This window comes from Nitrococcus mobilis Nb-231 (assembly GCF_000153205.1).
GTDB classification, from domain to species: Bacteria; Pseudomonadota; Gammaproteobacteria; order Nitrococcales; family Nitrococcaceae; genus Nitrococcus; species Nitrococcus mobilis.
This window is the reverse complement of the sequence record NZ_CH672427.1, coordinates 247,313-259,469: the sequence shown is the minus strand read 5'-3', so window position 1 is coordinate 259,469 and position 12,157 is coordinate 247,313. Positions and strand designations below refer to the sequence as shown.

The 12,157-nt window shown below is 58.3% G+C and carries 12 protein-coding genes; 2 read left to right on the top strand and 10 right to left on the bottom strand.

Annotated features, from left to right (window positions below; all coding sequences use genetic code 11):
* Positions 1-31: 31 nt before the first annotated feature.
* From lepA to rpoE, 4 genes are all read right to left on the bottom strand, one after another.
* The gene (gene lepA / locus NB231_RS01140) at positions 32-1,846 is read right to left on the bottom strand and encodes a translation elongation factor 4 (RefSeq protein ID WP_004999037.1); all 1,815 of its coding nucleotides are present in this window, start codon (positions 1,844-1,846) and stop codon (positions 32-34) included.
* A gap of 651 nt (positions 1,847-2,497) precedes the next feature.
* Positions 2,498-3,541 (bottom strand): MucB/RseB C-terminal domain-containing protein, encoded by a 1,044-nt coding sequence (locus NB231_RS01135; protein ID WP_004999035.1) that lies wholly within the window; start codon positions 3,539-3,541, stop codon positions 2,498-2,500.
* Positions 3,525-4,166, bottom strand: coding sequence for a sigma-E factor negative regulatory protein (locus NB231_RS01130; RefSeq protein ID WP_004999033.1), 642 nt, complete (start codon positions 4,164-4,166; stop codon positions 3,525-3,527). Before NB231_RS01130 ends, NB231_RS01135 begins: the two co-directional genes overlap by 17 nt.
* The gene (rpoE, locus tag NB231_RS01125) at positions 4,163-4,762 is read right to left on the bottom strand and encodes an RNA polymerase sigma factor RpoE (RefSeq protein WP_040662747.1); all 600 of its coding nucleotides are present in this window, start codon (positions 4,760-4,762) and stop codon (positions 4,163-4,165) included. Before rpoE ends, NB231_RS01130 begins: the two co-directional genes overlap by 4 nt.
* Positions 4,763-4,948: 186 nt before the next feature.
* Here rpoE and nadB point away from each other — a divergent pair, with 186 nt between their 5' ends.
* On the top strand, positions 4,949-6,592 hold the full coding sequence (gene nadB, locus NB231_RS01120; RefSeq protein WP_004999029.1) for an L-aspartate oxidase: 1,644 nt from the start codon (positions 4,949-4,951) through the stop codon (positions 6,590-6,592).
* A 24-nt stretch (positions 6,593-6,616) separates the two neighbouring features.
* Here the strand turns inward: nadB and NB231_RS01115 are convergent, their stop codons facing one another.
* Genes NB231_RS01115 through sdhC form a run of 6 tightly spaced genes read right to left on the bottom strand, consistent with a single transcriptional unit; the run spans position 6,617 to position 10,708 of the window.
* The gene (locus NB231_RS01115) at positions 6,617-7,024 is read right to left on the bottom strand and encodes a hypothetical protein (protein ID WP_040661520.1); all 408 of its coding nucleotides are present in this window, start codon (positions 7,022-7,024) and stop codon (positions 6,617-6,619) included.
* A complete protein-coding gene (locus NB231_RS01110; protein ID WP_004999026.1) occupies positions 7,014-7,253 on the bottom strand; it encodes an FAD assembly factor SdhE in 240 nt (79 codons plus the stop codon). Before NB231_RS01110 ends, NB231_RS01115 begins: the two co-directional genes overlap by 11 nt.
* 33 nt (positions 7,254-7,286) lie before the next feature.
* The gene (locus NB231_RS01105; RefSeq protein WP_004999024.1) at positions 7,287-8,066 is read right to left on the bottom strand and encodes a succinate dehydrogenase iron-sulfur subunit; all 780 of its coding nucleotides are present in this window, start codon (positions 8,064-8,066) and stop codon (positions 7,287-7,289) included.
* A 59-nt stretch (positions 8,067-8,125) separates the two neighbouring features.
* Positions 8,126-9,916, bottom strand: coding sequence for a succinate dehydrogenase flavoprotein subunit (gene sdhA, locus NB231_RS01100; RefSeq protein ID WP_004999023.1), 1,791 nt, complete (start codon positions 9,914-9,916; stop codon positions 8,126-8,128).
* Positions 9,917-9,919: 3 nt separating this feature from the next.
* Positions 9,920-10,300 (bottom strand): succinate dehydrogenase, hydrophobic membrane anchor protein, encoded by a 381-nt coding sequence (gene sdhD, locus NB231_RS01095; protein WP_004999021.1) that lies wholly within the window; start codon positions 10,298-10,300, stop codon positions 9,920-9,922.
* A 27-nt stretch (positions 10,301-10,327) separates the two neighbouring features.
* Positions 10,328-10,708 carry a succinate dehydrogenase, cytochrome b556 subunit gene (gene sdhC, locus NB231_RS01090; RefSeq protein WP_004999020.1) on the bottom strand — a complete coding sequence of 127 codons (381 nt, stop codon included), beginning with the start codon at positions 10,706-10,708 and terminating at the stop codon, positions 10,328-10,330.
* A 177-nt stretch (positions 10,709-10,885) separates the two neighbouring features.
* On the opposite strand from sdhC, the gene ygfZ reads away from it, so the two are divergent.
* Positions 10,886-11,905 (top strand): CAF17-like 4Fe-4S cluster assembly/insertion protein YgfZ, encoded by a 1,020-nt coding sequence (gene ygfZ, locus NB231_RS01085; protein WP_004999018.1) that lies wholly within the window; start codon positions 10,886-10,888, stop codon positions 11,903-11,905.
* Positions 11,906-12,157: the final 252 nt, after the last annotated feature.

Here is a 12,157-nt window from a genome sequence, read left to right as displayed (position 1 = left end):
TACCCCCGATCGCTTCTCCCACGCGGGATTATCATTTATTTGCTTGATCAACCTGTAGTACGGCAAGAAAAGCATCTTGTGGGATCTCGATCTTACCCACCTGTTTCATGCGCCGTTTGCCGGCTTTTTGCTTCTCCAACAATTTCTTCTTGCGGGTAATATCGCCGCCGTAGCATTTGGCTGTGACGTTCTTGCGCAAGGCTTTGATGGTGGAGCGGGCAATGATCCGACTACCGACTGCCGCCTGAATCGCCACCTCGAACATCTGCCTGGGGATGATGCTTTTGAGCCGCTCTGTGAGCTCACGACCACGAACTTGCGCCAAATCACGGTGAACGATGGTGGAAAGTGCGTCGACCGGTTCACCGTTAACGAGTATATCCAGCTTGACTAGAGAGGCCACCTGGAAGCGACGAAACTCGTAGTCGAACGAGGCGAATCCGCGGCTCGCAGATTTGAGCCGATCAAAGAAATCGAGCACTACTTCGCTCATGGGCATCTCGTATTCCAGCGCTATTTGGTTGCCCACGTATTGCAGTGATTTTTGGCTGCCGCGCTTGTCCTCGCAAAGCTTGATTACATTGCCCAAATACTCCTGCGGCACCAGAATGCTCGCCTGAATAATCGGCTCCCGAATTTCCTTGATCTCCCCCAGCGGCGGCAAATCCGCAGGGTTGTGCACCTCCAACACCTCGGCACGAGTCGTCAGCACCTCATGAACCACCGTCGGCGCCGTGGTAATCAAGTTCAAGCCGTATTCCCGCTCGAGCCGCTCCTGGACGATTTCCATGTGCAGCATACCGAGAAAGCCGCAACGAAATCCAAAGCCCAGCGCTTGGGAAGTCTCTGGCTCATAGCGCAACGCCGTATCGTTTAGCCGCAACTTGGCGAGCGCTTCGCGGCAGTCTTCATAGTCCTCGGCACTCACGGGAAATACCCCAGCGAACACCCGGGGCTTGACTACCTTAAATCCCGGGAGCGGAACGGTGGTTTTCTGGCTGGCGTGTGTGAGCGTATCACCGACAGGAGCTCCGTCGAGGCTCTTGATACCGGCGATCACATAGCCGACCCGGCCGGCCGTAAGGCTTTGCCACGAGGTTTGCTTGGGCGTGAATATCCCGACCTGATCCACCGTAAACTCCCGTCCCGTAGAATGGACACGGATCTTCTCGCCTGGCTGCACCACACCATCGAACACCCGCACCAGACAAACCACGCCCAGGTAATTGTTGAACCAAGAGTCGATGATCAAGGCCTTCAATGGCCCATCCGGATCACCCATAGGTGGTGGAAAGTGTTGGACCAGGCTCTCCAGTAGCTCATCGAGGCCCTGCCCGGTCTTGGCGCTAATCTTGAGTACGTCGGCCGCATCCAGGCCGATGATTTCCTCGATCTGCTGGACCACCCGGTCGGGATCGGCTGATACCAGATCGATCTTATTGAGCACCGGCAGAACCTCGAGCCCTTGCTCCACCGCAGTGTAGCAATTGGCCACACTTTGGGCCTCCACGCCCTGCGAGGCATCGACCAATAGCAAGGCGCCCTCACACGCATAGAGGGAGCGGCTGACCTCGTATGAGAAATCGACATGCCCCGGAGTGTCGATGAAGTTGAGCTGATAGGTCCGCCCGTCGCGCGCTGTGTAATCGAGAGAAACACTCTGTGCTTTGATGGTAATCCCGCGCTCGCGCTCCAAGTCCATACTATCGAGGACTTGCTCTGCCATCTCCCGCTGGCTCAGAGCACCGGAGCGTTCGATCAGCCGGTCCGCCAGCGTCGACTTACCATGATCGATGTGCGCGATAATGGAAAAGTTACGAATTTGCTCGAGTCTGCGCGTAGTCATAGAAATCCAACGGCGCACTGCCGAATGTTATGCCGTGCCAGAGGGCCGCTGCTAGCTCGACAGCCTGATTAGCGTCGCCCGCGCAGCGGCGGCCACGGGGCCGGCGAGGCCAAACGATGGATTGCGGAGCGCGCATACACGGCCGCCCGGCTTTTATTCGTCAAAACTGCAGCGACAAAATAGTCGAACGGTCGTCACACCGATCCGATTGGACCAACTGCGTCTCGTGAACTCGGCCGGCTGCGCAAACCTACCCCTGATCTGGCTCGCCTTCGCCACCCCATGAGAATCGGTCACGGGGTGGTTGTCTTTGGAGATAAGGCAACTCGAGCCAAATGATTGCGCATCATACGCTTTGCGAGAGAGCCGGTCATTGAAAAACTGTCGGGTGGTTCTTACCCTGTTGATACAACTCTATCGCCCCTGGCGGGCGCCGAGTATCGCCGAGGAGTTCCAGCACGCTGGCTTAGTGAAACCGGAAAAATCCGTGGCACTCGTGGGCAACGCGATCAATAGCGCTACGGCCAACCGGCCTAATCCCGCCCCCATGAGGCCCAACCGTCTTCGCCTGTGTCCTTAGGCTAAGGCAAGCACTCGAGCGCCCTTCGCGCGGCACGTCCACCCCAAACCGTCACAGCATCCGGCATCGGCTCATGGTTCAGCACCCTGCGCCGGCATCATCGACTCACCGATTCGTCGAACCGTCACAGCCGGAACCTCCCCGACCACAATGATCTGATAATCATCAAGCGTACGCCCAAACGTACTAACCGCGCCCATTCGCGACCAGCCGTTGAATGGATGCCTGCCTTGCGGTCGAATATAAACCGACACCGTCGCCAAACCATCGCTATAAAGCCAATGCTCTATGAAATCATTACGCTCGCCATGCAGAGGCTGATGCCCCCGAAAGGCGAGCTTGAAGCCTTCCGGCAAGTCACCGATCATCCACGCCGAAGCCATAACCGTACCGCGTTGCATATGTGGTGCATGCACGCGATGCCAAGTGATTGCATCACTGTTGGGTGCAGACTCGAGCCACTGATCCGGAATGGTGTCCGGGGTTTCGATCCTCGTGAACATGATCTGTTCTAAAGGTTCGCCCGCCTCATCGATCAGATCCGATCGGAGCAGCAACCCGCTGTCCTCATCGATCCACAATCGATAGCCGTAACGAAAATGGTCGAACGGCACGATGTTCAAACGTCTCGTCTCTCGTCCCGCAACACGATCGGTACCAAGCAATTCCAGGCCATAAATGTTATCCCAAAAATCATCGACCGCTACGGATCGAGCCGTATCACCCGAAAACGCCGTGTCAAAAGGGGGATTCAACAATGCCAGATTCTGGGCGATGAAATGCTCGCTCGGTTGGATGCGAGTGGCTTGAGCATCAGTGCGGATGATTTCCCGCTCAGGCCCGTTCAACGAAATCAGCCGTTCGTACCGATGACCATTCTTGACTTGATGAACGATACGTATCGTCTGCAAATTGTCACCGAAGCGATAAACGCAGACGCCGACGTAGTTGGTAAACCGCACGGCATGCATCATACGCTGCAGTAAGGCTTGTGCCGCTTGGCTTTCATTGGCATCAGCCTGAGCTCGGGTGCCGAGTACTAGACAAGCCGCCAAACATACGAGCGCACCAAGCCAGAACCAACGTTCCGCCCCCCACTCATTCGCCCGCTTCATACCCTATGATCCGCATATAAGGCAGGGCGGCATCCATCTGGCCGGTTGCCGAACGCTCACTGTGCTTGATCAGATAGTCTGTCAGTTGCTGCTGTAGCTGCGGATCGAGGCGCTTCCATTGGAGCTGACTGCGCGCCGCCGTTTCAACGGCCACACTCGGCACCGCATGCTCAGACGCAACGGTTGCTTCGATCGGCCGCAGACGACTTTGCAGCGGTGTCTCCTGTACCGCCACGATCGGCCTCTCGCCCTCAGCCTGCACCGATGCTGTCTTCTGGGATTGCTGCGGCCACATCGTCACCATCGCCAATGCTCCGGTAATAGCAAGTGCCATGCCGGCCACCGGGCGCAATAATAAACGACCACGCGGGCCGCGCGTATGCCGGTGCTGTTCTGCGCCGTAACTTGGCTCGTCTTCGAGTGCGCGTGCAACCCGCGTGGGAAGGTCGCTGCCCGTTGCTACTGAGAGATTCCGCTGCAATGCATCACTGATCAGACAATAACGCGCGAAACGCGCTTTAAGCTCTGCAGAACGTCCCAATTGACGCAAAAGCAAATCCGTCTCACCTTTGCGAAGCTCGCCGTCGACCAGCGCCGACAGCTGCTCATTAAGCCCATCCCTCATAACCCGTCACCTGCCAGGCTAACGCTATACAATGGCCGCAAACGCTTGGCGATAGCATCCCGAGCGCGGAATATCCGCGACCGTACGGTACCGATCGGACAATCCATCGCTTGCGCGATCTCCTCATAGCTCAAGCCCTCGAGCTCCCGCAATGTGATCGCGATGCGCAGATCCTCCGGCAACTCCTCAATGGCCATCAACACCGTACGCTCGATCTCGTCGCGTTGGGCGAGCGCTTCGGGCGTATCATGGTTTTTCAGCCTCGACTCGATATCATAGCGTGATGCATCTTGGGCATCGATGTCAGTGTCCGGCGGACGCCGAGCCAATGAAACCAGGTGGTTTTTCGCCGTATTGAGCCCGATTCGATACAACCACGTATAAAAACTGCTCTCGCCGCGAAAGCCGGGCAACGCCCGATACGCTTTGATAAATGTCTCTTGTGCCACATCCAGCGCCTCTGTTTGGTCATGGACGTAGCGCGATATCAGCTTAACCAGTTTGTGCTGATATTTTTGCACCAACACATTGAAGGCCTGCTTGTCACCGGCCTTCACACGCGCCACCAACTCCTGATCGGTGCCCGATCTCCTCATCATTCGGAGACCAACCACCGGCTCGTGGAGCGGTTTGCTCTATCCTCATAGACACTAAGCAACATGGATAGTTCGCGCGGTCACAGTGTAGGTTTATATTGACCCGGCTACGGTCCAGAACCGGATTGATCTTTGCGCGGCAACGGAACAGGAGGGTAGCCGATCCCCTCCGTTAGGTGCAACTATATGGAAAATGCGGCAATTTCGTATGATGTGTTAATCGTTGGCAGCGGCGCGGCCGGCCTGACACTGGCGCTGCATCTGCCGCGCACTACCCGCATCGCCCTGCTCTCCAAGGGGGCACTGAACGAAGGCTCGAGCCTGTATGCCCAAGGCGGCGTTTCGGCGGTACTGGAAGAACCCGATTCGATCGACTCACATGTCGCCGACACACTGGAAGCCGGCGCCGGACTTTGCGATCCGCAGGTAGCGCGGTTCGTCGCCAGCCGCGCCCCCCAGATGATCGAATGGCTACTCGATGTACGCGTCCCCTTCTCGCGCGAGCGCCGCGCCGACGGTACCGAGAGATTACACCTCCATCGCGAGGGCGGCCATAGCCACCGCCGCATCGCCCATGTCGCCGATGCCACCGGACGCGCTCTCGAAACGACCCTAGAGCAGCAAGTACGCGACCTAGCGAATGTTAGCGTCCTTGAATACCATGCCGCGGTCGACCTCATCACCGGGCGTCGGCTCGGGCTCGACGACAACCGCTGCTACGGCGCCTATGTGCTCGATCAGAGCAGCAACCACGTCATACTCGTGCAAGCGCGCTGTGTCGTCTTGGCAAGTGGCGGAGCCAATAAAGTATACCTTTACACGAGCAATCCGGACGGTGCTACCGGAGACGGTATCGCTATGGCCTGGCGCGCCGGAGCCCGTATCGCCAATATGGAGTTCATTCAATTCCACCCCACCTGCCTTTATCATCCGCAGGCCAAATCGTTCCTCATCAGCGAAGCCGTGCGTGGCGAAGGGGCCTGGTTGCGACTACCCAACGGCGAGCGTTTTATGGAGCGTTTTGATCCGCGCGGTGAACTCGCACCCCGAGATATCGTCGCCCGAGCCATCGATCACGAGATGAAACGTCTCGGAATCGACTGTGTTTACCTCGATATCAGCCATAAATCCGCCGCATTTCTGCGCACCCATTTCCCGACCATCCAGCGCCGCTGCCTCGAATTCGGCTTCGACCTGACCCAGGCTCCCCTCCCGGTGGTACCAGCGGCTCACTATACCTGTGGCGGAGTGCTCGTGGATCACTGCGGCCGCACGGATGTACCGGGGCTCTATGCCATCGGCGAAGTCTCCTACACCGGATTACACGGGGCCAATCGACTGGCCAGCAATTCGTTGCTCGAATGCCTCGTCTATGGCACTGCGGCGGCCGCCGACATCGCTCGAGTGCTCGCCGAACAGCCAACGCGGCAGCCGGCGTTGCCACTGTGGGATGAAAGCCTGGTGACCGATTCCGACGAGCAGGTGGTAGTAAGCCATAATTGGGACGAAATTCGACGCTTCATGTGGGATTATGTCGGCATCGTACGTACTCACAAACGCTTGGAACGAGCGCAGCGGCGGATTGATCTGCTCCTCGGTGAAATCCAGGAGTACTATGGCAACTTCCGCATTACCGCGGATTTGGTGGAGCTGCGCAACCTCGCTGTGGTGGCTGATCTGATCATTCGCAGCGCCTTGCTGCGCAGAGAAAGCCGCGGGTTGCATTACATCCTGGACTATCCGCAGCGCGATGAGGCTCACCCCTCAGGCCCCACCATTCTTACACCTGCAGCGCCGCGGCCCTATCGTCGCAAGGGCAAGGAAGGATAACGGTTTACATCCGTCAGGGCGGGATCATTGAAGGACCAGTAATGCCGCACGCAGGCGCCGATGGCTAAGTCCATCGGTGGCATCGGTGGGGACCACCAGGGTCCGGGCAAAACTCGGGGTCGATAGCCGCAATATGCATACCCCTGGCCCAACCAACCGCTCGGTCAAAACCGCTTCGCTGTATCGAACGCCACGGGCTTCAAAGAACCAATGGCCAGCGCCGGTTCGTCCGAACCGATGCACTAAGGCATTGGGGTGCGCCCAGCCCTGACGGGTGAGCTCGCGATAGCACAACACGACAATTACCACGAACCAGCCAACTCGTACGGCCACGGCCAAATCCGACCAAAGCAATGCCGGTAGCGCCGCGGCGGCCGACAACGCGAGCACCAGCCCGAACAGACGTCGCGAGGGTACTACGTCAACAACCAATGCTGCGCCGTATGTGGCGGATGATGGCGCAGAGCTGTCCATCGGCCGGGTCATCTCCCCTGATAAGCCAATCGATAAGCCGGTCGTCTTCACAATCGAGCAAGCGTTCGAAGGCACGCAAGTCCGGTTCATCCAGGCTCAAATGATGATCCAGAAACCGCTGCAGCAGATATTCCAATTCTCGGGTACCGCGTCGGCAGCGCCAGCGTAGACGCGCGATTTCGCTCATCTGATCGCCCGCCTCTGCAAAGCACCCAGCCCCTCAACCCCGAACAAGCAGCCGCCCTTTGATCCGCGCGATCGCTTGCGCCGGATTCAGTCCTTTGGGACAGACCTCGACGCAGTTCATGATGGTGTGGCAACGATACAACTTGAAGGAATCTTCTAGGTCATCCAAGCGCTCTCCAGTCGCCTCGTCCCGACTATCCGCTAGCCAGCGCTGAGCTTGCAGCAAAACCGCGGGTCCTAGATAACGCTTTGAGTTCCACCACCAGCTCGGACAGCCGGTGGTACAGCAGGCACAGAGAATGCATTCATAGAGCCCATCGAGTTTCGCTCGGTCTTCCCGAGACTGCAGCCGCTCACGGTTAGGAGGCGTTGGTGTTTTGGCCTGCAGCCATGGCTTTATTGAAGCGTATTGCGCATAGAAATGAGTCATATCCGGCACAAGATCCTTGATCACCGGCAAGGACGGCAGTGGATAAACTCGGATTTCCCCTTCAATTCCGTCAATGGGTTTGGTACAAGCCAAAGTATTGCGGCCGGCAATGTTCATAGCGCAGGAGCCGCAGACCCCTTCCCGACATGAACGTCGGAACGTTAAGGTGGAATCAAGCTCGTTTTTGATCTTGATCAGCGCGTCTAAAACCATCGAACCGCAGCTGTCCCGATCTATTTCGTAGGTGTCCAAGCGCGGATTACCGCCCTGATCCGGGCTCCATCGATAAACCTTGAACACTTTGACGTTCTTGGCACCCACAGGTGCAGGATGGTGCCGCCCCGATTGAATGCGGGAGTTCGCCGGAAGTCTGAACTTCGCCATAGCTGGCCCTCGTCTCAAAACTTGTCTTCGCGCGCGCGGCTGGGGTCGCGGCCGCAATTTTAATAAACACGGACCTGCGGCGGCACCGCTTTCATTGCGCCTGTCAAAGGCGTCAAACGTACGGGACGGTAATCCAAAGAGACCTTGCCGCTGGCATCCAGCCATGACAGCGTATGCTTTAGCCAATGTCGATCGTCCCGCTCAGGGTAGTCCTCACGGCTATGTGCGCCACGCGTCTCCGTACGGTTGCGCGCAGATTCGACCGCTGTAATCGCGCAGCCCAGCAGATTTTCCAACTCCAAGGTTTCCACTAGGTCCGTGTTCCAAATGAGCGAGCGGTCCGAAACGCTCACACCCGCAAAATGCTGATAAACCTCGGCTATGCGTTTGCAACCTTCCTCCAAGGTGGGGAGGTCGCGAAAAACGGCGGCACAATCCTGCATCGTACGCTGCATACGCTCGCGGATCATCGCGGTCGGCTCGCCGCCCTTGGCGTAACGCAACCGCTCCAATCGCGTGAGCGCCGGTTCCGCCGCGTCACGCGGTAATGGCGGTGGCGGTCCCTGTTCTTTGACGATCTGCGCGGCACGCAGCGCCGCTGCGCGGCCAAAGACCACGATATCCAACAGCGAATTCGAACCTAACCGGTTGGCGCCGTGCACGGATACACAGGCCGCCTCGCCAATCGCCATCAGCCCGGGGACTACGCTGTTGGAGTCACCACCCCGCAACGTGACGGCCTCTCCATGCAGATTGGTCGGGACTCCGCCCATGGTGTAATGCGCGGTTGGCAGCACCGGTATGGGGTCCCTGCGCACATCCACTCCGGCGAAGATGCGGGTGGTCTCGGCAATGCCCGGCAACCGCTCGTGGATGACTTCCGGGCTGAGATGATCGAGGTGTAGGTGAAGATGATCCTTGCTCGGACCCACGCCTCGGCCTTCTCGGATCTCTACGGTCATGGCGCGGCTGACCACATCCCGCGAAGCCAAATCCTTCGCATGCGGCGCATAGTGCTCCATGAAACGGTTACCCTCAGAGTTGGTCAGATAGCCGCCCTCGCCACGCACGCCCTCGGTGATCAGCATCCCGGCGCCGTAAATTCCGGTGGGATGGAATTGGATGAACTCCATGTCCTGCAGCGCCAAGCCCGCGCGCAGCGCCATACCGTTACCATCACCGGTACAGGTATGCGCGGAGGTGCAGGAGAAATAGCTCCGTCCATAACCGCCGGTTGCGAGCACGGTGAGATGCGCGCGGAAACGGTGAATCTCTCCGGTTGCCAACTCCAAAGCGATCACCCCTCTACAGACACCTTGCGCATCCATGATGAGATCGATGGCGAAGAACTCGATGAAAAACTCTGCCTGGTGTTTGAGTGCCTGCTGATAAAGCGCGTGCAGGATTGCATGCCCGGTGCGATCAGCCGCGGCGCAGGTGCGCAGGGCGCGACCCTCGCCAAAGTGCGTCGTCATACCGCCGAACGCGCGTTGATAGATCCGACCCTGCTCGGTACGCGAAAACGGTACGCCATAGTGCTCGAGCTCGAGGATCGCGGGAATCGCCTCACGGCACATATATTCAATGGCATCTTGATCACCGAGCCAATCGGAGCCCTTGATCGTATCGTAGGCATGCCAGCGCCAATCATCCTCGCCCATATTGCCTAGCGCCGCGCTGATTCCGCCCTGGGCCGATACGGTATGACTGCGCGTCGGGAACAATTTCGTGACGCAGGCGGTCGTCAAACCCTTCTCGGCCATGCCGAGCGTGGCACGCAACCCCGCCCCACCCGCGCCCACCACGACAACATCGTAACTATGATCGATGATCACATAATCGCCGGCCATCCATCAGCCTCCCAATGCAACCAAGAGCACGGCGAAAATCCCCGCAACGGCAAGCACCATGGCGGCGAACTTCACCAATACGACCAACGCCAGCTGGACCGTCTCGTGACTGACGTAGTCTTCCACTATGACCTGCATGCCGAGCGCGCCATGATAAAAGGAGGCGACAAGCGTCAGAATCGTTAAAACAGCGGTAATTGGCGAACTGAGCCAAGCTTGAGCATCGGTGTAGTCGGCACCGCCATGGCGGACGATTCCGATGATGAGCCAGATCAGTAGTGGGACGAGCGCCACCGAGCTCACCCTCTGCGCCCACCAGCGCGAGGTTCCCGAATGCGACGCTCCCAATCCCAAAGCCTGCTTGAGCGGCGTGCGGAAACTCATGGATGGCGCTCCTCGATAACGAAATTATTAGCTCAGGGCGAACAGCCAGGTGATAACGGTCAAAATCCCAGCCGCTACGAACACCGCCACCGCGGACTTGCGCGCCCGCTCCAGCTCGAACCCGTAATCGATGGCCCACCCGAGATGGCGGATGCCATTGCATAAATGATAGAAAAGTGCGTATGTCCAGAAAAATAGGATGAGCTGCACGAACCCATTGCCGAAAAAGGCACGGGCTGCGGCATACACTTGTGGGCCAGAGGCGAGTGCGATCAACCAATAGGTCACACCCAGCGTGCCGAGCGCGAGCAAGGCACCGGTGATACGATGGGTAATCGAGGTGATAACGGTGGTTGGGAAGCGATAGATCTGCAGGTGGGGGGAAAGCGGCCGATCATCACTATCCATTTGTAAACCGCTCCGCTCCTAGCAAAAAGTACGACACTGCCGACAGTATAGGCTGGCCACCCGCCTTGCAAGACTGAGATAACCCGCGTGAACGGCACGTGCGTCCAAGCCGTTTCGATAATACGATATATTGGGTTTTTGATGGGAAAGAAATGATTGGGCTGAGTAAAAAGCATTATGCCGAGACTCTGGAACTTCCTCGATCTGAGCACGCCCGAACGGCGGGCAAACCCCGCCCTAGGGCAAACCCCCACCGAGTTCTCACCGAACGAACCAAGCGAGTGCCTGTGCGCGCTGTCGGATTGGGGCGTCATTCACGTTCACGGTGCTGATGCGGCGGCATTCCTCCACAGTCAGCTCAGCAACGACATCCAAAGCCTCGACACGGCGAACGCACGGCTTGCGGCCTATTGCAATGCCAAAGGCCGCGCGCTTGCGCTGCTGCGAGTGCTGCGCACGGATGCCGGCCTGCTCCTGTTTACCCACAAGGCACTCACCGACTCACTCATCCGGCGTTTGCGCATGTTCGTGCTGCGCTCCAAGGTCACTCTCGACGACGTTTCGGAGGCAATTGGGGTAATCGGGCTGGTCGGGGCAGCGGCCAGGCCACCATTGCAGCGGCTCATGGGCTCGCTACCGGAGCAGGTCGGCGGTGTGCAAAACGCGGACGAAATTCGACTCATACGTTTGGATTGTGTACCGGATCGATTTGCGCTTGTCGTACCGGGACGGCTGCTGCCAGAGCTCTGGGCAAGGCTAGCAAATACGTTGCCGGTGGTCAGCAGCGAAGCTTGGCGGTTGCTCGAAATCCGTGCCGGCATACCGACAATCACGCCCGCAACCCAGGAAGCTTTCGTTCCGCAAATGCTCAACCTCGAGCCACTGCAAGGAATCAGCTACAGCAAAGGATGTTACCCTGGCCAAGAGGTGATCGCCCGAATGCATTATTTGGGCAAACTCAAGCGCCGAATGTATCGCCTGCACACACAAACCGCGACAGCGCCGGCGCCCGGCGAGATCGTACGCGCCGGCACGGGCGGCCAGGAGGCCGGGACGGTCGTTACCGCCGCGCAGGCAACGCCCGAAAGCTGCGAGCTACTGGCCGTGCTGCGGATCGAGCTGGCCGAGCAGAATAGCTTGCTGCTAAACGGTGCGCCGTTGCAGCCCCTTGAACTGCCTTACAGTTTCGACACTTGAGCTTAAACCGCGCCCCTAAGCAGGGTTTGGGCTGATCCGAACCCATGTGCGGAAAATGCCCGACTGGCCCATACTGCTTGACCGAGTGTCCATCAGCCACTTTCTGAGCCAGTCGGTTCCTATCCGCAGCGGATTTGCAACGAGCCGGGGTGCTCGACTTGCTTTCGCATGAAGTGTCTGCTGAAGTTTCTGTACCTTATTCGGAGCTGCTAGTGTCGCATCACTCGTAAAGCGTCGTATGTGCTTATGGTG

Coding starts and splice junctions, on each gene's coding strand:
- lepA (WP_004999037.1), bottom strand. CDS start 1,846: ATGACTACGCGCAGACTCGAGCAAATTCGTAACTTTTCCATTATCGCG.
- sdhC (WP_004999020.1), bottom strand. CDS start 10,708: ATGGATAGTGATGATCGGCCGCTTTCCCCCCACCTGCAGATCTATCGC.
- ygfZ (WP_004999018.1), top strand. CDS start 10,886: ATGCCGAGACTCTGGAACTTCCTCGATCTGAGCACGCCCGAACGGCGG.
- sdhD (WP_004999021.1), bottom strand. CDS start 10,300: ATGAGTTTCCGCACGCCGCTCAAGCAGGCTTTGGGATTGGGAGCGTCG.
- NB231_RS01130 (WP_004999033.1), bottom strand. CDS start 4,166: ATGAGGGATGGGCTTAATGAGCAGCTGTCGGCGCTGGTCGACGGCGAG.
- NB231_RS01135 (WP_004999035.1), bottom strand. CDS start 3,541: ATGAAGCGGGCGAATGAGTGGGGGGCGGAACGTTGGTTCTGGCTTGGT.
- nadB (WP_004999029.1), top strand. CDS start 4,949: ATGGAAAATGCGGCAATTTCGTATGATGTGTTAATCGTTGGCAGCGGC.
- rpoE (WP_040662747.1), bottom strand. CDS start 4,762: ATGAGGAGATCGGGCACCGATCAGGAGTTGGTGGCGCGTGTGAAGGCC.
- NB231_RS01105 (WP_004999024.1), bottom strand. CDS start 8,066: ATGGCGAAGTTCAGACTTCCGGCGAACTCCCGCATTCAATCGGGGCGG.
- sdhA (WP_004999023.1), bottom strand. CDS start 9,916: ATGGCCGGCGATTATGTGATCATCGATCATAGTTACGATGTTGTCGTG.
- NB231_RS01110 (WP_004999026.1), bottom strand. CDS start 7,253: ATGAGCGAAATCGCGCGTCTACGCTGGCGCTGCCGACGCGGTACCCGA.